The following is a 21,310-nucleotide window of genomic DNA, read 5'->3' as shown; positions in this document are numbered from 1 at the left end:
GCATGGGGATGATCCGTGGCCACCCGGGTCCCCGGGGACGCCGCCGTGAAACGCACCGCGTGCGCCCTGTCGCCGGGCGTGGCGGGGGGCGGGTCCACCGTGCGCGGGTGGCCGTCAGGGGGGAGATTGGGAACAAAGGGGGAGATTGGGAACAGGGGACGACGCGTGCGGCCGGGAGAGGAGGTGGTCGGTGGTGTCCGAGGATCTGTCGGCCCCCGAGACCGGCCCCACCACCGGGCAGCCGCCCGGCGGCCGGGTCCTGTCGCCCGCGCTCACCGCGATGATGGACGAGGCGCACGCCCAGTCCGGAGCGGTCTACCTGATGGGCTCCGACCCGCCCGCGCTGGAGATGGCGGTGATGGCGGGGCTGCCGCGGACCTTCGCGGCGCCCTGGGAGCGGATCTCGCCGCACGCGCGGGTCCCGGTGGCCGACGCGGTGCGCGAGCGGCGCCCGGTCTGGGTCCGTGACGGGCAGGAGATGGCACGGCGCTACCCGCGGATCGCGGTCGTGCTCCCCTATCCGTTCGCCCTGCTCGCCATGCCCCTGGTCACCGAGAACGCCACCTACGGGGCGGTCTTCCTGTCCTGGCCCGGAACCGGCTCCCCGGATCTGGCCCAGCCGGAGCGCGACCGGCTCATGGCCGCCTGCGCCCGGCTCGCCGGCGAGCTGGAGCGGGCGGTACGGGCGAGCGTGCCGCTGGGTCCGGAACCCGACCTGCTCGCCGGTCCGCGGGGCGGCGGCGCCCCGGGCACGCTCGGCGCGGCCGAGGCGGTGCGGATGCTCTCCCGGCTGCCGTACGGGCTGTGCTCGCTCGATCTGCACGGGCGGGTCGGCTTCGCCAACCCGGCCGCGGCCGAGCTGCTGGGCATCCCGGCGGCCGAGCTGGTCGGCACCCCGCTCTGGCGCGCGGCGCCCTGGCTCGACGACCCCGTCTACGAGGACCGCTACCGGGGCGCGCTGATCAGCCAGCACACCACCTCCTTCGTGGCGCTGCGCCCGCCGGGCGACTGGCTGTCCTTCCGGCTCTACCCGGGCACCAGCGGGCTCAGCGTGCGCATCAGCCGGGCCCGGGAGGTGGCGGGGCGGGGCGAGGGCACCGGCGGGGGAACGACGGTGCCGGAGGAGACGCCGTCCCGGCTGGTCACCATCTCCCAGGTGGCGAGCCTGACCGGCGCGCTGTCCGAGGCCGTCGGCGTGCAGGACGTCATCCAGCTCATCGCGGACGAGATCGCGCCGACCATGGGCAGCCAGGCGCTGGTCGTCCTCGCCTCGCGGGCCGGGCGGCTGGACGTGCTCGGGCACCACGGGTACGACAACCCGGAGATCGTGGAACTGTTCAACGGGGTCCCGCTGTCCACGCCGCTGCCGGGCACGCAGGTGCTGCGGACCGGGGTGCCGGCCTTCTTCGAGTCCTTCGAGGAGTTGCGCCGCCTCTACCCGATCCACGGAGAGGTGAGCGACGGCTACGCGGCCTGGGCGTTCCTGCCGCTGATCGCGTCCGGGCGGCCGGTGGGCACCTGTGTGCTCGCCTACTCCCGGCCGCACACCTTCACCACGGAGGAGCGGGCGGTGCTGACCAGCCTGGCCGGCCTGATCGCGCAGGCACTGGACCGCGCCCTGGTCTACGACGCCAAGCACCGGCTGGCGCACGGGCTCCAGCAGGCGCTGCTGCCGCGTTCGCTGCCGTCGGTGCCGGGCGTGGAGACCGCCGCGCGGTACCTGCCCGCGACCCGGGGCATGCAGATCGGCGGCGACTTCTACGACCTGGCGCCGGCCGGGGACATGTCGGTCGCGGTGATCGGGGACGTCCAGGGCCACAACGTGACGGCGGCCGGGCTGATGGGGCAGATCCGTACCGCCGTACGCGCCTACACGGCGGTCGGCCAGGCGCCCGAGGAGGTGATGCGCAGCTCCAACCGGCTGCTGATCGACCTGGGCACCGAACTCTTCGCGAGCTGTCTCTACCTGCGGCTCGATCCGGCCCGGGGCCGGGCCGTGATGGCCCGCGCGGGGCATCCGCCGCCGCTGCTGCGCGACCCGGACGGGCGGGTGCGGGTGCTCGACCTGGCGGGCGGCCCGCTGCTCGGCGTCACCGCGTCGGCCACGTACCCCCGTACGGAGGTGGAGCTGGCCCCCGGTTGCCTGCTGGCCCTCTACACCGACGGCCTGGTGGAGTCGCCGGGCGTCGATCTGGAGGACGCGCTGGCCGACCTGGGGCGCCGGCTCGGCGAGGTCGGGCACCTGCCGCTGGACGAGGTCGCCGACCGGCTCGTCCAGGAGTACGCGGACGCGGACGAGCGCAGCGACGACATCGCCCTGCTGCTCCTGCGCACCACCGGCTGACCGGCCGCCTCGGCCGCCTCCTCGCCCGGAGCGTGCCCGGGAAGCGCGCGGGCGCTCCCCGGGCGGCTCACCTCGGTGTCAGTGGCCGTTGGCGGGGACGCCGTGCCGTCCGCCGCCCTGGCGGGCGTTGCCGGTGCCGGTGCCGTCGGCTCCGGTGCCCAAGGCCGCGCCGTCCGCGCCGAGCGTGGCGCCGACCGCCTCCAGGGCGGTGGTGACGGGCTGAAAGAAGGTCTGGCCGCCGACCGTGCAGTCGCCGCTGCCGCCCGAGGTCAGCCCGACCGCGAGGCCGTCGCGGGTGAAGAGGGAGCCGCCGCTGTCGCCGGGCTCGGCGCAGACGTCGGTCTGGATGAGGCCGCTGACCCTGCCCTCGGGGTAGTTCACGGTGGCGTCGAGGCCGAGCACGCGGCCGTCGGAGAGCCCCGTGGTGCTGCCCATCCGAAAGACCTCCTGGCCGACGGTGGCCTCGGCGGCGCGGCTGATCGCCAGGGTCTGGTTGCCGAGGTTGACCTCGCTGGGCGCGACGGTCGCCGGGTCGTCGTAGGTGACGAGCGCGAAGTCGCCCGCGCCGGGGAAGACGGCCTGGTCGACGGTGCCGATCGGCCGGCCGCCCTGGGCGTCCGACCACCGGGCGGCGCCGACGCCGCAGTGACCGGCCGTCAGGAAGGCGGGGGCGCCGTCGCCCGCAGTGACGTTGAAGCCGAGCGAGCAGCGGGCACCGCCGCCGAATATCGCGTCGCCGCCGGAGGCGAAGGTCTTGAAGGTGCCGGCCGACTTCTTCAGGGTGGCCATGCCGGAGCCGAGCCGTTCGACGGTGGACTCCAGCCGGTCCCAGCGGTCGCCGGTGACGGTGCTGTCGGCGGTGACGAGGATCTTGTTGGTGCGCGGGTCGATGGCCCAGGCGGTGCCCGGGATGCTCGCCTCGGAGGTCAGCGTCCGTGCCCCGCCCTTCAGTTCGGCGATGCTGTTGCCGACCTCGCGGACGGCCGCGCCCGCCTGCCGGGCCCGGTCGGCGGCGCCGCGGTCGCCGCCCGGCGCGACGTTGACGACGAGCTGCTGCTTGCCCGCGTCGTAGTAGGAGCCCGCGAAGGACTCGCCGAGCATTCCGGCGACCCGGCCGGCGAGGTCCGGCGCGTCCGCCGCCTTCAGGGTCCGCGGCGCCGCCGCCTCGTCCGCGGGAGCGGCGTCCTGCGAGGCGTTGGCGTTCGGCAGCAGGAGCGCCGCCGCGCCGAGCGCGGCCACACCTCCCGCCGCGATCGCGGCCTTGCGCTTCGGCATTCGCTTGTGACTCAACCTTCTCGACCTCCTGGGGACGGGGTCCGTGCCGCCGGTCGGCAGCTTCTCGGGGCGCCTGGACGGCTGTTGGTACGCACCGGCCTGACGGACCGTTCAATTCCGCGGGCAAGGGCACGCTCCGCGTCCGCCCGGGGACCTTCCGTCACCGCCGCGAGGGGAATCGCCGCTTCGGTGAATCTGCACATCCCGCGCCCAGGCCGGTCACGGCCGTTGGAGGATTCACACAAGTCCGAAGCGGCGTACACGCCTTTGGTACGGGTGTGCCCGATCCGCCTCGGCGGGGGCGGGGGACGGTGCGTGCCCCGCGCGAGCGGGGTGTGAAGAAGTCGCCGCGATGCGGTGGCCGGACCTGCACGGTTGGTTGCCTGGCCTTCGTAAGTGCCCAGGTAGGGGCGGGGTTTGAGTGGAGCGGCGGATGCGGTGCGTGCTTTGATCCATCGCGTCGCGGGGCCCGCGGCGAACCCCTGAACCGGGTTCGCCGGGTCCGCGTCGGCGGCCTTGCCCTGTCCGCGGGGCGGCCGTTCCCCCCTTGTGAAGTAGCTCTATGAAGGGAAGTCCCCCCATGAACCCCACCCCCCGGGTCGAGACCGCCGAGATCTCCGACGCCGAGCTGGACAACGTCTCCGGCGGCCTGAACGTGAACGCCGTCGGCACCGTCACCGGCCTGGTGGACGGTGTCGCCCCGGTCTCGGGTCTGGCCGGCACCGCCGTCGGCACCGTCGAGGGCGTGACCGGTCTGAACACCGCCCCGGTGACCGGCCTCGTCGCCGGTCTCTGACCACGTCCTCGTGCCGACGGGTCCCGGAGCCGCCCCACCGGCTCCGGGGCTCTTCGGCCTCCGCTTCCAGGAAGACTCCGGGATCGTCCGCCGTGCAGTTCCGCCGACAGGCCCTCACCAAACTCCAGTCGCCCGAGGATCTCGACCTCCCGGTGCGCCTCGCCCGCCCCCGGGGCCGGCTGGTGCTGTCCGTGACCGTCCTCGCCATGGCCGCCGCGTCCGTGTGGGCGGTGGCCGGCCGGGTGACGCCGACGGTCCGGGCGCCCGCCATCCTCACCCACGGGCAGGGCGGTTACCTCCTCCAGAGCCCCGTCTCCGGCCAGGTCACCGCGGTCCTCGCCCGGCAGGGCGAACGGCTGGAGGCGGGCGCCCCGGTGCTGCGGGTCCGTACCGCCGAGGGCGAGTCGGTGGTCCGCGCCATCGACGCGGGCCGGGTCGGCGCGCTCGGCGCCACCGTCGGCCAGATCGTGCGGACCGGGGCCGACGTCGCCTCGGTCGAGAAGGTCGCGCACCCCGGCGATCCGCTGCACGCCACCGTGTACGTGCCCGCCGAGAGCGCCGCCGGCATCCCCGCGCGGGCCGCCGTCGACCTCACCGTCCAGTCGGTGCCCGCCCAGGAGTACGGCGTGCTGCGCGGCCGGGTGACCTCGGTGGACCGCGCGGCCCAGTCGGCCGAATCCATCGCCGCCTTCCTCGGGGACGCCCGGCTCGGCGAGCAGTACACCGCCGGGGGCCGTCCGGTCGCCGTGACCGTCCGACTGGAGACCTCCTCCGCCACCGCGAGCGGCTACGCGTGGTCGTCCGCGGCCGGGCCCCCGTTCGCGCTGACCTCGATGACGCAGGCCACCGGATCGATCCGGCTGGCCGACCGGCGCCCCGTCGACTGGCTGCTGCCGTGAGCGGCGAACGCGGCAGGCGCCGGGCCACCCCGCCCCGGCGCCGAGGGCCCGCGAGCCGGGTGAAGGCGGGCCGGATGAAGGCGGGCCGGGTGAAGGCGGTCCGCTCCCCCACCGTGCTCCAGATGGAGGCCGTGGAGTGCGGTGCCGCCTCCCTCGCCATGGTCCTCGGCCACCACGGGCGGCACGTCCCGCTGGAGGAACTGCGCATCGCCTGCGGCGTCTCCCGCGACGGGTCGCGCGCGAGCAACCTGCTGAAGGCGGCGCGCGGTCACGGGCTGACCGCCAAGGGCATGCAGATGGACCTGGCCGCCCTCGCCGGGGTACGGGCGCCGGCCATCCTGTTCTGGGAGTTCAACCACTACGTCGTCTACGACGGCATGGGCCGCCGTTTCGGCCGCCGCGGCGTCTTCGTCAACGACCCCGGCAAGGGGCGCCGTTTCGTCTCCCTGGAGGAGTTCGACGGCAGCTTCACCGGGGTCGTGCTCACCATGGAACCCGGCGAGGACTTCACCCGGGGCGGGCGCCGGCCCGGCGTGCTCGGGGCGATGCCGGCCCGGCTGCGCGGCACCGCGGGCGCGCTGCCCGCGGCGGTGCTGGCGAGCCTGCTGCTGGTGGCGGTCGGCGCGGCGGTGCCCGCGCTCAGCCGCGCCTACATCGACACCTTCCTGATCGGCGGCCAGAGTTCGCTGCTCGGCGTGGTGTTCGCGGCGATGGCGGCGTGCGTCCTGCTGACGCTGGTGCTGACCTGGCTCCAGCAGGCCAACCTGCTGCACGGGCGGATCATCTCCTCCACCCTCTCCAGCGCCCGCTTCCTGCGCCACCTGCTGCGGCTGCCGGTGACCTTCTTCTCCCAGCGCGGCCCGGCCGATCTGGTGCAGCGGCTCCAGTCCAACGACGCCGTCGCCGAGACCCTCGCCCGCGACCTCGCCGCCGCGGGGGTCGACGCGGTGGTCGTCGTGGTGTACGCGGTGCTGCTGTACACGTACGACCCCCAGCTCACCTTCGTCGGTGTCGGCGTGGCGCTGCTGAACATCGTGGCGGTGCGGGTGGTGATCCGGCTGCGGGCGACCCGCACGGCGAAGCTGCGCGCGGACACCGCCCGGCTGACCAACACGGCGTACACGGGCCTCCAGTCGATCGAGACGCTGAAGGCGACCGGCGGCGAGGACGGCTACTTCCGCACCTGGGCCGGGCAGCACGCCACCACGCTGGAGGAGCAGCAGCGGCTCGGGGTGCCGGGCGCCTGGCTCGGCGTGGTCGCCCCGGCGCTCGCCACCGTCAACAGCGCGCTCATCCTGTGGATCGGCGGCCTGCGCGCGATCGAGGGGCATCTGTCGGTGGGGCTGCTGGTCGCCTTCCAGGCGCTGGTGACCCGCTTCACCGCCCCGCTGACCCGGCTGAACGGCGTCGCGGGACGCATCCAGGACTTCGCGGCGGACGTGGCCCGGCTCAAGGACGTGGAGAGCTTCCGCGCGGACCCGCTCTACGACCGGCGCGAGGGCGACTCCACCCGCCGTCTGCGCGGCCACGTCGAGCTGGAGGACGTCTCCTTCGGCTACAGCCCGCTCGACCGGCCGCTGCTGACCGGCTTCGACCTGACCGTCGGGCCGGGCCGGCAGGTGGCGCTGGTGGGCGGGTCGGGCAGCGGCAAGTCCACGGTGTCACGGCTGATCGCCGGGCTGTACACGCCATGGGAGGGCGTGATCCGCATCGACGGGCGGCGGCTGGAGGACATCCCGCGCGGGGCGCTGGCGGCCTCCGTCTCCTTCGTCGACCAGGACGTCTTCCTCTTCGAGGGCACCGTCCGCGACAACGTGGCGCTGTGGGACCCCTCGATCCCGGACGAGGCCGTGGTGGAGGCGCTGCGGGACGCGGCGCTGCACGACGTGGTGACGCGCCGGCCGGGCGGCATCCACGGCCGGGTCGAGCAGGACGGCCGCAACTTCTCCGGCGGGCAGCGCCAGCGGCTGGAGATCGCGCGGGCCCTGGTGCGCCGGCCGAGCGTCCTCGTCCTCGACGAGGTCACCAGTGCCCTGGACGCGGAGACCGAGCAGGTGGTGATGGACAACCTGCGCCGGCGCGGCTGTGCCTGCGTGGTGATCGCGCACCGGCTGAGCACCGTGCGCGACAGCGACGAGATCGTCGTCCTGCGGCACGGCACGGTCGTGGAGCGGGGACGGCACGAGGAACTGGTGGCGCGCGGCGGAGCCTACGCGGCGCTGGTCGGGGAGGGGTGAGATGACGGCCGACGTGCGCGAAGGGCAGGGCGACCTCGTCCTCGGGGCGCTCGCCGCGCTGGGCTCGCGGGTCGCGGGCACCGGGTCCGGGCCATTGGAGCTGGAGGGGCCGCAGGTGCTGTGGCTGGTGGTCTCCGGCGCGGTGGACCTCTTCGCGGTCGACGCCGCCGAGCGGGGGCTCTGGCACCATCTGGGCCGGCTGGAGGCGGGCGCGGCGCTGCTCGGGCCGGTCTCCGGCCCCCGCCACACGCTTCTCGCCCGGCCGCTGCGGGACGCGGTGGTGCGCCGGATCGGGCTGGGCGAGCTGCACCGGCCGGGGAACACGACGTGGTCGTACGACGAGCACGGCACCCCGCGCTACCTGCCGCCGGAGACCGGCGCGCTGGAGTACGCGCTCGCGCTGGGCGTCGGCCGCGGGCTCTCCGTGCTGGTCCAGGCGCCTACGGCCGGGGAACGGGCCGGGGCGCCGGCCGACGACGACGTGTTCTGGATGCGGGTCCCGCCCGGCAGCGTCGGGTACGGGGCGCCGTACGGCGAGGAGGCGGCGGCCGGCCTGCTGATGGACCCCGAGCTGTGGCGGAGCCTGGTCGACCAGCAGTACCGGCTGCTGACCACGCTGGACCGGTGGATCGAGCACCTGGAGCGCGCCCACGAGACGCGGACCGCGGCCGGTATCGAGGCCGGGGAGGCGGTGCGCGTACGGGCCGACCGGGCGCTGCTGGCGTCCATCGGGCGGCGTCCGGGCCGGGGGGCGACGGCGGCCGACGCCGACGCCACCCACGCGGCCTGTGCGCTGGTGGCCCGCGCGGCCGGGATCGCGCCGGCGGAGCCGGCCCGGCGGGGCCCGGAGGGCGGGCGGCTCGATGCGGTGGAGCGCGTCGCCCTGGCCGCCCGGGTGCGGACCCGCACGGTGCGGCTGGAGGGCCGCTGGTGGCGGGAGGACGTCGGGCCGCTGGTCGGGCACCGGGCCCGGTCGGGGGCGCCGGTGGCACTGCTGTGGCGGCGCGGCGGCTACGTGGCCGTGCATCCGGCGACCGGCCGGGAGACGCCGGTGGGGAAGGCGAACGCCGGGGAGTTCGCGCCGCGCGGGGTGATGTTCTACCGTCCGCTGCCCGAGCGGGGGCTCGGTCCGCTGGGGCTGCTGCGGTTCTGTCTGCGGGGCACCCGCCCGGACCTGACCCGGCTGTTGCTCAGCGGCCTGGTGACGGTGGCGGTCGGCGCGCTGGTGCCGCTGGCGACCGGCCGGGTGCTGGGCGAGTTCGTGCCGCGGGCCGAGACCGGGCCGATCGCCCGGGTGTGCCTGGCGGTCATGGTGAGCGGTGTGGTCGCGGCGGCCTTCACGCTCTTGCAGAACCTCTCCGTCCTGCGGCTGGAGGGCCGGATCGAGGCGGCCCTCCAGCCGGCGGTGTGGGACCGGCTGCTGCGGCTGCCGACACGGTTCTTCACCGAGCGCTCCACCGGCGAGCTGGCGAGCGCGGCGATGGGCGTCAGCGCGATCCGGCGGCTGCTGGCCGGCGTCGGCCCGACGGTGGCGCAGTCGGTGACGGTGGCCGGGGTGAACCTGGGGCTGCTGCTCTGGTTGAGCGTGCCGATGGCGCTGGCGGCCCTGGCGATGCTCGGGGTGGTCGCGGGGGTGTTCCTCGCGCTGGGCCTGTGGCAGGTGCGCCGGCAGCGCCGGCTGGTGAAGCTCACCAACAAGCTGAACAACCAGGCGTTCCAGACCCTGCGCGGGCTGCCCAAGCTGCGGGTCGCCGCCGCCGAGAACTACGCGTACGCGGCCTGGGCGGAGCGGTTCGCGCACAGCCGCTCGCTCCAGCAGCGGGTGGGCCGGGTGAAGAACCTCAACGCGGTACTGGGCGCGGTCTACCTGCCGCTGTGCACGCTGCTGATGTTCATGCTGCTGGCCGGTCCGGCGCGCGGCACGATGTCGGCGCCGGCGTTCCTCGCGTTCAACACCTCGGTGACGATGCTGCTCACCTCCGTGACACAGGTGACCGGCGCGTTCGTGTCGGCGGTGGCGGCGCTGCCGCTGCTGGAGGAGATCCGCCCGGTGCTGGACGCCACGCCGGAGGTACGGGCGGGGAGCACCCCGCCGGGGCCGCTGTCGGGCGCCGTCGAGGCGCGGCGGCTGTCGTTCCGGTACACCGACGACGGGCCGCTGGTCCTGGACGACGTGTCGTTCACGGTGCGGCCCGGCGAGTTCGTCGCCGTGGTCGGGCCGAGCGGCTGCGGCAAGTCGACGCTGCTGCGGCTGCTGATCGGCTTCGACCGGCCGCTGTCGGGCAGCGTCCTGTACGACGGCCAGGACCTGGCCGCGCTCGACGCCTCGGCGGTGCGCCGGCAGTGCGGGGTGGTGCTCCAGCACGCCCAGCCGTTCACCGGCTCGATCCTGGACGTCATCCGCGGCACCGAGCCGTACACGCCGGAGGAGGTGATGGCGGCGGCCGAGATGGCGGGGCTCGCGGAGGACATCGCGCGGATGCCGATGGGGCTGCACACCATCGTCTCGGGCGGCGGGGCGGTCTCCGGGGGCCAGCGGCAGCGGCTGATGATCGCGCAGGCGCTGATCCGCAGGCCCCGGGTGCTCTTCTTCGACGAGGCGACCAGCGCCCTGGACAACGCGACGCAGCGCACGGTGATCGAGTCGACGAAGGCGCTCGACGCCACCCGGATCGTCATCGCGCACCGGCTGTCGACCGTGACGGACGCCGACCGGGTCATCGTGCTGGAGGAGGGCCGGATCGTCCAGCAGGGCCCGCCGGACCGCCTGCTCGCGGAGGCCGGTGGCCGCCTGCGCGAACTGGTGCGGCGCCAGCTCGCCTGAGCGGCGCGCGGGGGTACCGGCCGCGGGGGCCGGGGGGTACCCGCCGCGGGGGCCGGGTACTCGCGGTCCCATGGACCACGAGCGCGCAGGACCGCACCTGCCCCCGGCCCGGGGACCGCTCTCCGCGGCCGTCGCCTCCCGCCTGCGCGGGACCGGCCCGCCGCCCCCGCCCGGCGCCGCCGACGCCGCCGATCCGTACGGCGACGACCTCCAGCTCGCCCTGTACCTCTGCTACGAGCCGCACTACCGGGGGTTCGCCGGGGTCCCCGCCGAGCGCGAGTGGGACCCGGAGCTGCTGCGCGCCCGCGCGGGGCTGGAGCGGCGTTTCCTGGCCGCGCTGCGCGCCGGTGTCCCGGCCCGCGACGACGTGGCCGGGGCCGTCGGGGAACTCCTCGTGGAGCCCGTGGACGGCCGGGGCGTGAGCCACTTCCTGCGGGACGAGGGCGAGCTGTGGCACCTGCGCGAGTACGCGGCCCAGCGGTCCCTGTACCACCTCAAGGAGGCGGACCCCCACGCCTGGGTGCTGCCCCGGCTGTGGGGGCGGGCGAAGGCGGCGATGGCGGCGGTGGAGTTCGACGAGTACGGCGGCGGCCGGGCCGACCGGGTGCACGCGCGCCTGTTCGCCGGCCTGATGGCGGACCTGGGCCTGGACACCGCGTACGGACGCCACCTGGACGCCGCCTCGGCACAGTGCCTGGCCACGGTGAACCTGATGTCCCTGTTCGGCCTGCACCGGGCCCTGCGCGGCGCCCTGGTGGGCCATTTCGCGGCGGTCGAGATCACCTCCTCGCCCGGTTCGCGGCGGCTCGCCGAGGCGATGCGCCGCACCGGCGCGGGCCCGGCCGCCGAGCACTTCTACGACGAGCACGTGGAGGCCGACGCGGTCCACGAGCAGATCGTGCGGCACGAGGTGATCGGCGGGCTGCTGGAGGAGGAACCGTGGCTCGCGGCCGACGTGGCCTTCGGTGTCGACGCCACCGGCCACGTCGAGGACCTCTTCTCCGCCCGGACGCTGGCCGACTGGCGGGCCGGCCGCTCCTCCCTGCGGACCCCGCTGCCGCCCGCCCCGGAGCGCGCCGTCCCGTGAGCCTCCTTACATCGGCTCCCATGAGACGCGGCGACGTGGGTACTTGGTGCCCCGTGCACTTCACGACGGCTTGGGGCGTCTACGCCCCCCAGGACGACACCGCCCTGCTGGAACGGGCCCTGTCCGACGAACCGCTGCCGCCCGGCGCGGCCGTCCTCGACGTGGGCACCGGCTCCGGCGCCCTCGCGCTGGCCGCCGCGCGGCGCGGCGCCCGGGTGACGGCGGTGGACGTGTCCTGGCGCGCGGTGTGCGTGACGCGGCTCAACGCGGCCCGCTCCGGGCACCGCGTCCGGGTCCGCCACGGCAACCTCTTCACCCCGGTGCGCGGCGAGCGCTTCGACCTCGTCCTCACCAACCCGCCCTACGTCCCCGCCCCGGGCGGCGCCCGCCCGCCGCGCGGCGCCGCGCGGGCCTGGGACGCCGGGCACGACGGCCGGCTGGTCCTGGACCGGATCTGCCGGCAGGCGCCGGAGCTGCTGCTCCCCGGGGGCGTGCTGCTGCTGGTGCAGTCGGGGCTGAGCCATCCCGGGCGGACCGTGGATCACCTGCGCGAGGCGGGGCTGAAGGCGGCGGTGACCCGGCGGCGCCGGATCGCGTTCGGGCCCGTGGTCAACGGCCGGGCGCACTGGCTGCGGCAGCGGGGTCTGCTGCCCCTGGGCGAGAACGAGGAAGAGCTGGTGGTGGTCCGTGCCGAACTCCCCGTCTGACGGCCCGCCGCGCCGCGTCACCGTCCAGCGCCGGGGCCCCCTGCTGGTGGAGGGCCCGGTGGAGGTCGAGCTGGAGGACGGGACGACCGTCTCCTCCGACCGCTTCCGGGTCGCGCTGTGCACCTGCCGGCGCAGCCGCCGCTTCCCGTGGTGCGACACCAGCCACCGCGCCCGGACCGGGCACGGACCGGGCCCCCGGGAGCCCAGGGACTGAGCGCCGGGGGCCCGGCGGGGTTCCGGGGGCGGCGGACGGCCCCACTCCGTCCGCCGCCCCCGGTGCGGGACCGCGCCCACGCGCCGCTGCGCTCGCCCTCCCCAGCGGCGAGCGGCCGGTCGTGCGGCGCGGTGCGTACGGTCCCGGTCCGTGGCGGGGCGCGACCGCGCGCGCCCGGCGGGGGTGCTCGTGCCGCTAGAAGGCGAGGACTCCCGCGCCGCGGGCGTCCTTGACGCAGTCGTTGGGGAAGGTCCGCTCGACGGAGACGCGGCGCCCCTCCCAGACGCCGTCGAGGGTGACGACGACGGGTGCGTACTGCTGGGTGCAGAAGGCGGCGCCGCCGTCCCCGAGGGCGTCGACGTCGCCGCCCGCGCCCCGCAGTTCGGCACAGGCGCGGGCGGCGTCCGGGTGGTTTCCGGAGGGCCCCGGGGCGCAGGCCAGGGTGACCGCGCGGACCGGGGCGGTGGTGGCAGCGCTCTCTCCGTGCCCGACGGTCAGTACGAGGGCCGAGGGGGCGTGGAGCGACGCGGGGGCGGGGTCCGGGGAGGCGGGTGCCGCCCCGGCGAGGGGCCCGCAGACGGCGGTGGCCGTCAGGCCCAGAGTCGCTGCCCAGCGCGCGGTCTTCCGCATGGTGTGCTTCCTTCCGCTCGTCACAGGGGTGTGCCGGCCCGGCCCGGTCGGGTGCCGGGGCGGCGAGCGCGAGTCTGCCGAGTCCGCCGCCGGAACTCATCCCGACCCCACGGGTTTCGGTAACCTTGCGTATTGAATCAGTGGCGTGAAGTCACCAACAGTGGCCGCCCCGGGACCGCAACGGTGGGGTTCTTGATCACGCGGGGCGGCCGGATGGCGTGATCGGCGCGTTCGCCGATCGACCGGAAACACCCCGCGATCGGGGGCCGTGCCACGGCGGGCGCCGGGTGGCCGGGCGCGGTCACCGGGCCGACGCGCCGCCGGAGGCCGTGGCGGCGGGAGCGGCTCACGGTGCCGTTCGACGGCGGGGCGCGTACCGGGGACGCCCGGGGACGACGTCACCAGGGCGCCCGCGCCCGGCGCGGAGCGGTGGCGCTCGGCCGGGACGACGGCCACGGCCTCGGCCCGGAGCACCTGGCGGAGCGGCCCGCCCCCGGAGGGCCGGGTGTCAGGCGACCGGCTGGTCGGCGGAGCGGCCGGCCGGGACGACGTGCTCGGAGAAGGAGAGCGGCCCCTCCCCCGCCGGCGCGGGCTCGATCCGCCAGAGCTGTCCGTCGCCGCCGTCCCGGACGCCGACGACGACGTCCGCCTCCGCGGTCGGCGCGCTCGCGGCGAGGGCCAGTCCGCTCCGGCGGCGCGGCACGAACTCGCCCTGGGCGGAGACGTCGTAGCGCACGTCGTCGCCGCGTTCGCCGCCCGGCTCGACGCAGGCGCCGAGGATGACGACCCCGGCGTCGGCCTTCGAGTCGAGGCAGAGTCCGGGGTCGGCGACGCTGCGCAGCAGCCCGTCCTCCTCGTACGTCCACTGCTGGGTCCACGCCTCGGAGCAGGGGGCCAGCCGGGCGCCCGCACCGGCCTCGGGCTCGCCCCGCAGGTCGAGGCAGAGGCCGGCGGCGACGTTGCGCAGGCGGCTGCGGTCGGCGGCGGCGGGCAGCTTGGCGGCGCCGGGCGGCTTGGGCCGGCTCGTCGCCGAGGTGGTGCCGCTGCCGCCGACGGCGCTGGTGGAGGCGGCCGGGTCGGCGGCGCCGCCGTCGTACGACCAGACGGTGACCACGAGCACGATCGCCAGCACCCCGGCCGAGGCGGCGCCGACCCCGCGCAGCGCCGACCGCACGGAGCGCGGTCCCGACGCGACGCGCGACAGCGGCAGGGGGACGCGGGCCAGCAGACCGGCGCGGCGGCCCCGGGAGCGTCCGCCGCCCTTGGCGGTGGACTGGCCCGTCCGGCCGGGGCGGGAGTCGAGGTAGCGGCGGGCGCCCCAGCCGAGCACCGACTCGGCGATCAGCGTGCCCAGCCGGCCGTCGAAGTGGCCGAGCTGGTCGGCGGCGTGGCGGCAGTGGGGGCACTCCGCGAGGTGTTCGCGCACCTCGGGCAGGAGGGTGCCGCCGCGGCGGATGGAGACGTCGAGGAGGCGGTTGTGGTAGCGGCAGTCGCGGGTGGGCGCGTGGTGCAGATGGGCCTGGACGCACGCCTCGCGGAACTTCTCCCGCGCCTGCTCCAGGGTGGCCGCCGCCGTGTCGGCGTCCGTGCCGAGCAGTTGGGCCGGGACGCCGAGGGGTTCGCCCTCGACCTCGGTGTGCCAGAGCAGGGTGCGGGCGGCGCCGGGCAGGGCGGCGAAGGCGCGGGCGGCGAGCAGGCGGTTGTCCGGGGTGAGGGTGGTGGCCGCGCGCATGCCGCGCCCCCCGGCGGGCTTGAGCACCTGCGGCAGGACCGCGGTGGTCCGGTCGTCGGCGGCCCACTGACGGACCGTGTCCCGCACCGCCACCAGCAGCCGCGGGCGCAGCGCGGTGGCCGTCTCGTCGCGGGCGAGGGTGTCCAGGACGCCGTGCCAGGCGGCGGCGGTGACCATGGCGGTGACGCGCCCGGAGGTGGCGAGGCAGACGGCGGCGTAGTCGTGGGCCGGCTGCCAGTGCCGCGCCATCAGCAGCGCGGCGGCACGGGCGGCCTCGCTCTCCGGACCGTCCCGGAGCAGGGCGGCCAGGAACTCGTCGGATTCGCCGGGGAGCACGCCCGGGGGCGGTCCGGCGGGACGAGGGGGCTGAGGGGTGGGCACTGAGCGATTTCCTTCCCACGCGCGGGGGCACGGAGAGTCCGGTGCGCCACGCGGGGCGTCCGGATCGGTTTCACGTTCTGGCGTGGTGAGGGGAGGGCGCGTGCGCCGCGGCGGCACCGGACCCGGTCCATGGGGGCCCGTGCGAGACCCGTTCTTCATCCCCCCCGCACGAGAGCTTCACTCTCGCACAAACCACTCCTGGTCAACAAGGTGACCAGGTGGCCCGGCCCAGGCTTTGAAAGAAGGTCAGAATCCGTGTCCGGACAAGGGAGCCGATGTGACGCCGCGCCGGGCGGTCCGTGCCGTGCGGGCGCTGCGCGCGGGCGCCGCGCGGGAGTTGGCCCGGGGCGCCGCGTGAGCAGGGGTGCGCGGGACCGGCGCGGGGTCAGATCTGCCAGGAGCGCAGCCGGTCGGCCGCCGCGTACACGTCGGCGTCGGCCGCCATCAGATCCCGCGCGAGGTCGACCAGGGCGCCGTAGGGCGGGTCGATACCGACGCCGCTGGCGTACATGTAGGCGACGGCCGTGGCGCAGGCGAAGCGGGCGTTGGCCGCGGGCAGGGGCCGCAGCAGGGCGAGGGTGTGCAGCAGGGCGGCGGCCCGCCAGGCCGGGTCGGAGTCGACGCCGAGCCGGGGCGGGTCGACGCGGTGCCGGGCGACGGCGGCGACCAGCGCCGAGAAGTCGTTGATCGCCGGCTGCTCCGGCAGCACCTCCTCGTGCCGCTGGAGCAGCCAGGGGACGTCGATGTGGAGGTCGGGCGGCATGGGTCAGGCGGCCCGTCCCTCGCCCCGGGCGGGGGGAGGTTCGTCGTCGGGGAAGGCGGCGGCGAACTCCTCGGCGTGCGCGGAGAAGAACCGGCGGAACTCCTCCGCGCCCTCCTGGAGCGCCCGGTGGCGGGCTATGTCGGCGGCGGCGGCCTCCCGCACCAGGGCCTTCATGGACGTACCCCGCTCCTTGGCGATCTGCCGCAGGTCTTCGAGTTCGCGGTCGCTGAACTCCACGTTCAGGGCTGGCATGCCCCCACGGTACCGCCTGGGTACTGGACCGTAAATACGCGCAGATCACAGCGCTGGTACGACGGTACCGCGGGGGCGTTCGCGATCAGCCCTGGTCCGCCACGAAGGAGGCCAGGCGGGTCAGCGCGGCGTTCCAGTTGACGGTGTGTTCGTTGGTCGCCCAGGACTCGATGTCGTCGATGTAGCAGAACTGGCCGACGCAGCCTTGCAGGAGGCTCTGCGCCACCGGGTCCTGGATGCTCGAGTTGGGTCCGCCGGCGAGGGTGCCGTCGGGCGGGGCGGGCAGGGAGGGGTCGAGCTGGTGGGCGTACCAGCGGCTGTGCTGGTTGTGGGCGTTCACCTCTCCGTAGCCGGTGACGTAGGAGATGTTCAGCGCGTTGCGGCCGAGGATGTAGTCCATGGTCTGGAGTGCGCCGTCGCGGTAGGCGGTCTTGCCGGTGAGGTCGTGGGCGGTGGCGAGGACGACCGCGTTGTTGAGGACCTGCGCGCTGGAGCCCCAGTCGTAGACGTTGCGGTCGGGTGCGTAGGGCAGGCCGTAGGGGTGGGCCTTCAGGGTGGCCAGGTAGCGGTCGGCGCCCTGGACGACGGAGCGGCGCACGGCGTCCCGGCCGGGCAGGGCGCTGGGCACGGTGGCGAGGTCCAGGCGTCCGGCGGCGGCGGTGCGGGCCCAGTCGAAGCCGAGCGGGCCGAAGATGTCCGCCGTGTGCACCGGGGAGCGCAGGAGGTACGTCTCGAAGCTCTTCTCGCCGGTGGTCAGGTACAGCTCGGCCGCGGCCCAGTAGAACTCGTCCTCGACCCGGTCGTCGGGGTAGGCGCCGCCGCCGATGCCGTCGCTCTCGTCGGCGAGCAGGTCCGGGTGGGCGAGCGCGGCCGACCAGGCGGTGCGGGCCGCCGCCAGGGCCTTCGCGGCGAAGGCCCGGTCGTGGGGGCGGTAGAGGCGGGCCGCCTGGGCCGCGGTGGCGGCCAGGTTGAGGGTGGCGGCGGTGGTCGGCGGGTGGAGCTGCCTGCGCTGCGGGTCGGCGCTGGGCAGCAGCGGCAGTCCGGTCCACTGCTCGTCGTGGATCTTGTGGTGGGCCATGCCGGCCAGCGGCTGTCCGGCGGGAACCTGCATCTTCAGCAGGAACTCCAGCTCCCAGCGGGCCTCGTCGAGGAGGTCGGGCACCTTGTTGCCGCTCTCGGGGATGGCGAGGGTGCCGTCGCCGAGCTTCGCCGGGCGGCCGGTGCGGGCGTGCAGCGCGCGCTCGTAGGTGCTCAGCAGCTCCCAGGTGGAGATGCCGCCGTTGACGACGTACTTGCCGTGGTCGCCGGCGTCGTACCAGCCGCCGGAGACGTCGAGGGTGTAGGCGCACTCGCCGGGCCGGCAGGGCACCTTGGTGTCGCCCTGGTTGGGGGCGACGCCGACGTGGCCGGCGGGGCGGCCGTAGCCGGGCCGCAGGTCGTCGCGGATGGCGGTGCCGCTGCGCTGCGTGTAGTAGTACTTCGCCGCGTCGAGGCGCAGCCGCTCGTAGGCGGCGGTGCCGATGGCGAAGGGGTGGCTGGTCTCCCCGTCGGCGACCAGGGTGTACCCCTCGCCGCGGCGGGTGAAGGAGCCGAAGTCGATGGAGTGCACCTTCTGTCCGGAGGAGGCGTCCATGCCGCGCGGCACGCTGCGGCCCTCGGCGACCGACCGCCCCCGGGCGTCCCGCAGCCGCCAGCGCAGCGGGCCGGTGGCGTCGGTGACCAGGGTGGCGTTCTTCGGTCCGGTGGGCAGGTAGCCGACCTGGTTGACGCGGACCCGGGGGCCGGTGTCGGGGACGTAGGGCTCGGGGGCCACCCCGCCCAGCAGGGAGACGTCGTCGAGGCAGAACCGCCAGGGCTCGGCGCTGCCGCCGAGCTGGAAGGCGACCTGGCCGCGGGTGGTGTCCACGGGCGCGGTGAAGGTGTAGGCGTAGGTGTCGCCGGAGACGCTGAGCTGCGGGCTGACCTCGTGGTAGGTGTCGTACGGCTCCACGGACAGCCCCACGACGGCGCGCACCACGTGGCCTGCGGGGGTGCCGTCGGCGGTGAAGGAGAGGCGGTAGGACTCCCCCGCGACGAGGGTGAGGTCGTTCTGGCCGACGGCGGCGTCCCAGCGCTGGCCGGTGCCGCCGGGGACGTCGGCGCAGAGCCGGCCGCCGTCCGGGCCCGCGGTGACGTTGGGCGTGGACCACCAGGGGTCCGTGCCGCCGTCGAAGGTGCCGTTCCTGATCTGCTCGGTCTCGTCGGCGCCGGCCGGGGCGGCGGGCAGCGCGGTGACGGCCGCGGCCAGCAGGGCCGTCAGGCAGACGAGCGCGGTTCTGCGTCGTTTCACGTCCGGGCTCCTCGGGTGGAGGGGCGGGCGGCACTCCAGGGGACCTCACGGAACTCCACGGGACGTCACGGAACTCCACAGGGCTCCATGGGAGCGCTCCCAAAGACAGGGGGAGCCCCATGCTTGTAGCAGACATGACACCGCGTCAACGGTGCGGACCGGACTTGTCACCCTCCCGTGGCGGCCGGTTTCCGCCCTGTACGGGGCCCGGTCGACGGCTTCCGGGGGCCTTTCGCGGGGGCCGGTCCGGGCCCGCGCGAGGCCCGGAGACACTAGTCTGGAAACCCAAGTGACGCGCCTGTTCACTGTGAGTGTGCGCAATGGAGTGGCGAGGATGAGCCCGGTCAACCCGTTCGACGATGCCACCGCGGCCCGTGCCGTCGTCGACGCCTCCGGCACCCTGCGCGCGTGGAACGAGGGCGCCCGGCTGCTGCTGGGCCACACCGCCGCCGAGGTCGTCGCGGGCCCCGCCGCCGCCCTGCTGGCCGACGGACCCGCCGCCGCTCCCCCGCCCCCCGGCGAGGACCGCTGGAGCGGCACGCTGGAGCTGCGCCACCGCGACGGACACCGGGTGCCGGTGTGGGTGCTGGCCCACCGCAGACCGGCCGAGCAGGGCGAGGCGGGCGACTGGCTCGTCGTCTCCCCGCTGGACCACGGCCCCCAACAGCCCGACGACCCGCTCGTGCGGGCGGCGCTGACGCAGTCGCCCTGCGCCACCATGATCTTCGACGAGTCGCTGCGGCTGCGCGGCATCAACGACGCGATGGCCCGGCTGACCGAGCTGCCGCCGGACCGCCTGCGCGGGCTGCGCCCCACCGACATCGGCGGCCGGCCGCAGAACGCCGAGCTGGAGAAGCGGATGCGGGAGGTCCTCGCCTCCGGCCGCGCGGCCGACCTCCAGACGTACTACCAGGCGCCCGGCGAGACCCGCGCCCACGCCTGGCAGGCCCAGATCTCCCCGCTCACCGACTCCGCCGGCCGGGTGCGCGGGGTCTGCGTGAGCGCCCACGACTTCACCGAGCAGCACCTCGCCCGCGAGCGGCTGCAACTGGTCAACCAGGCCAGCGTGCGCATCGGCAGCACCCTCGACGTCACCCGCACGGCACAGGAGCTGGCCGACGTCTGCGTGCCCACGCTCGCCGACTTCGTCAGCGTCGACCTCCTCGACGCCCTGGAGCACGGCGAGTCGGCCGGGCTGCCCGGACCGCCGGTCCCGCTGCGCCGCGCCGCCCACCGGTCCATCACCCCGGGCTGTCCCGAGGCGGTGGCGCGGCCGGGCCGCCTGGACCACTATCCGGCCGGCTCCCCGCAGGCCGAGTCGCTGCTCACCGGCCGTACCGTCGTCTCCGCGGTGCCCTCCGGCGACCTCGACCGGTGGCGGGCCTGGGACCCGATCCGGGTCTCCCGCATCGAGGAGTACGGCATCCACTCGACGATGTCCGTACCGCTCCAGGCCCGCGGCACCACCCTCGGCATCGCCGTCTTCGCCCGCTACCGCCACCCCTGCGCCTTCACCCACGACGACGCCCTGCTGGCCGAGGAGGTCACCGCCCGCGCCGCCGTCTGCATCGACAACGCCCGCCGCTACTCCCGCGAGCGGGAGACGACGCTGACCCTCCAGCGCAGCCTGCTCCCCCGGACGCTGCCCGCCAGCCCCGCCGTCGAGACCGCCTCCCGCTACCTGCCGGCGGCCCGCTCCGGGGTCGGCGGCGACTGGTTCGACGTCATCCCGCTCTCCGGGATGCGGGTCGCCATGGTCGTCGGGGACGTCGTCGGCCACGGCATCCAGGCATCCGCGACCATGGGCCGGCTGCGCACCGCCGTCCGTACCCTCGCCGACATCGACCTCACTCCCGACGAGTTGCTCACCCACCTCGACGATCTGGTGGTCCGGCTCTCCGAGGAGAGCGGCGACGACGGCGCGGGCGAGACCGGCGCCACCTGTCTGTACGCGGTCTACGACCCGGTGTCGCGGCGCTGCGCGCTGGCGCGGGCCGGACATCCGCCGCCGGTCCTGGTGCCGCCGGACGGCCCGCCCGAGCTGGTCGAGATGGCCTCGGGACCGCCGCTGGGCGTGGGCGGGCTACCGTACGAGTCGGCCGAGCTGGAGCTGCGCGAGGGCAGTGTGCTCGCCTTCTACACCGACGGGCTGACAGGCGGCGGCGAGAGCGGCTACGCCGGACTGCCCGCCGGCGGCACCGGCGCGTCGGACGGCCTGACGCGGCTGCGCGAGGCGCTGGCGCGGCCCGGCGGCTCGCTGGAGGCCGCCTGCGACCGGGTGCTGGACACGCTGCTGCCGCCGGGCGGCATCGAGGACGACGTGGCCCTGCTGCTGGCCCGCACCCGCGGGCTGACCGCGTCCCAGGTGGCGACCTGGGACGTCCCGGCCGATCCGGCGCTGGTGGCCCCGATCCGCAAGCAGGTCGTCGAGCAGCTTGCCGCCTGGGCGCTGGTGGAGACGTCGTTCACCGCGGAGCTGGTGGTGAGCGAACTGGTCACCAACGCCATCCGGTACGGCTCTCCGCCGATCAGGCTGCGGCTGATCCACGACGCGGTCACGCTGATCTGCGAGGTCTCCGACGCCAGCCACACCGCCCCGCACCTGCGCCGGGCCCGGACCTGGGACGAGGGCGGGCGCGGTCTGCTGCTGGTCGCCCAGCTCACCCAGCGCTGGGGCAGCCGGCACACCCCGGAGGGCAAGACCATCTGGGCGGAGCTGGACCTGCTCGGCGAGACCTGACCGCCGTTTCCCCGCCGTGTCGCGGGACACCCGAAGGGAACGGGTGTACGCCCTGCGCACAGGTACCCGGGAGCGCGGCTGCCCGGGGAGCGCCGGTGCC

Annotated in this window: 15 protein-coding genes; 9 read left to right on the top strand and 6 right to left on the bottom strand. The window is 75.6% G+C overall.

What is annotated here, in order from left to right; genetic code table 11:
* Positions 1–193 precede the first annotated feature (193 nt).
* Positions 194–2,344 (top strand): SpoIIE family protein phosphatase, encoded by a 2,151-nt coding sequence (locus J5Y05_RS07195; RefSeq protein WP_372450463.1) that lies wholly within the window; start codon positions 194–196, stop codon positions 2,342–2,344.
* 78 nt (positions 2,345–2,422) lie between these two features.
* Here J5Y05_RS07195 and J5Y05_RS07190 read toward each other — a convergent pair whose 3' ends face one another.
* Positions 2,423–3,634 carry a S1 family peptidase gene (locus J5Y05_RS07190; protein WP_210869191.1) on the bottom strand — a complete coding sequence of 404 codons (1,212 nt, stop codon included), beginning with the start codon at positions 3,632–3,634 and terminating at the stop codon, positions 2,423–2,425.
* A 565-nt stretch (positions 3,635–4,199) separates the two neighbouring features.
* Here J5Y05_RS07190 and J5Y05_RS07185 point away from each other — a divergent pair.
* The 7 genes from J5Y05_RS07185 to J5Y05_RS07155 all read left to right on the top strand — a co-directional run bounded on the left by J5Y05_RS07185 (position 4,200) and on the right by J5Y05_RS07155 (position 12,383).
* Positions 4,200–4,415 (top strand): type A2 lantipeptide, encoded by a 216-nt coding sequence (locus J5Y05_RS07185; RefSeq protein WP_210869189.1) that lies wholly within the window; start codon positions 4,200–4,202, stop codon positions 4,413–4,415.
* A gap of 92 nt (positions 4,416–4,507) precedes the next feature.
* Positions 4,508–5,314 (top strand): HlyD family efflux transporter periplasmic adaptor subunit, encoded by an 807-nt coding sequence (locus tag J5Y05_RS07180; protein WP_210869187.1) that lies wholly within the window; start codon positions 4,508–4,510, stop codon positions 5,312–5,314.
* A gap of 74 nt (positions 5,315–5,388) precedes the next feature.
* Complete coding sequence (locus tag J5Y05_RS07175; protein WP_210869793.1) at positions 5,389–7,551, top strand: NHLP family bacteriocin export ABC transporter peptidase/permease/ATPase subunit; 2,163 nt, start codon at positions 5,389–5,391, stop codon at positions 7,549–7,551.
* Position 7,552: 1 nt separating this feature from the next.
* Positions 7,553–10,375, top strand: coding sequence for an NHLP bacteriocin export ABC transporter permease/ATPase subunit (locus tag J5Y05_RS07170; RefSeq protein WP_210869184.1), 2,823 nt, complete (start codon positions 7,553–7,555; stop codon positions 10,373–10,375).
* Positions 10,376–10,445: 70 nt separating this feature from the next.
* Positions 10,446–11,462, top strand: a complete 1,017-nt coding sequence (locus J5Y05_RS07165; protein WP_210869182.1) for an iron-containing redox enzyme family protein — start codon at positions 10,446–10,448, stop codon at positions 11,460–11,462.
* Positions 11,463–11,482: 20 nt separating this feature from the next.
* Positions 11,483–12,169, top strand: a complete 687-nt coding sequence (locus tag J5Y05_RS07160; RefSeq protein ID WP_210869181.1) for a HemK2/MTQ2 family protein methyltransferase — start codon at positions 11,483–11,485, stop codon at positions 12,167–12,169.
* The gene (locus J5Y05_RS07155; RefSeq protein ID WP_210869179.1) at positions 12,150–12,383 is read left to right on the top strand and encodes a CDGSH iron-sulfur domain-containing protein; all 234 of its coding nucleotides are present in this window, start codon (positions 12,150–12,152) and stop codon (positions 12,381–12,383) included. The genes J5Y05_RS07160 and J5Y05_RS07155 overlap by 20 nt, the downstream gene beginning before the upstream one ends.
* Before the next feature lie 195 nt (positions 12,384–12,578).
* On the opposite strand, the gene J5Y05_RS07150 is transcribed toward J5Y05_RS07155, so the two are convergent.
* The 5 genes from J5Y05_RS07150 to J5Y05_RS07130 form a co-directional block, all read right to left on the bottom strand.
* Positions 12,579–13,013, bottom strand: coding sequence for a subtilase-type protease inhibitor (locus J5Y05_RS07150; protein ID WP_210869177.1), 435 nt, complete (start codon positions 13,011–13,013; stop codon positions 12,579–12,581).
* A gap of 508 nt (positions 13,014–13,521) precedes the next feature.
* Entirely contained in the window at positions 13,522–15,126 is a 1,605-nt protein-coding gene (locus J5Y05_RS07145; protein ID WP_210869175.1) for an RICIN domain-containing protein, read from the bottom strand.
* A 385-nt stretch (positions 15,127–15,511) separates the two neighbouring features.
* Complete coding sequence (locus tag J5Y05_RS07140; protein ID WP_210869173.1) at positions 15,512–15,889, bottom strand: toxin Doc; 378 nt, start codon at positions 15,887–15,889, stop codon at positions 15,512–15,514.
* A 3-nt stretch (positions 15,890–15,892) separates the two neighbouring features.
* Entirely contained in the window at positions 15,893–16,141 is a 249-nt protein-coding gene (locus J5Y05_RS07135; RefSeq protein ID WP_030420429.1) for a hypothetical protein, read from the bottom strand.
* An 85-nt stretch (positions 16,142–16,226) separates the two neighbouring features.
* On the bottom strand, positions 16,227–18,470 hold the full coding sequence (locus J5Y05_RS07130; RefSeq protein WP_210869171.1) for a glycoside hydrolase family 9 protein: 2,244 nt from the start codon (positions 18,468–18,470) through the stop codon (positions 16,227–16,229).
* Positions 18,471–18,804: 334 nt separating this feature from the next.
* On the opposite strand from J5Y05_RS07130, the gene J5Y05_RS07125 reads away from it, so the two are divergent.
* Positions 18,805–21,210 carry a SpoIIE family protein phosphatase gene (locus tag J5Y05_RS07125; protein ID WP_210869169.1) on the top strand — a complete coding sequence of 802 codons (2,406 nt, stop codon included), beginning with the start codon at positions 18,805–18,807 and terminating at the stop codon, positions 21,208–21,210.
* The last annotated feature ends 100 nt before the right edge of the window (positions 21,211–21,310 follow it).

The sequence above is a fragment of the Streptomyces tagetis genome, from assembly GCF_018069565.1.
Classification (GTDB): domain Bacteria; phylum Actinomycetota; class Actinomycetes; order Streptomycetales; family Streptomycetaceae; genus Streptomyces; species Streptomyces tagetis.
This window is presented reverse-complemented; position numbering and strand designations above follow the sequence as displayed.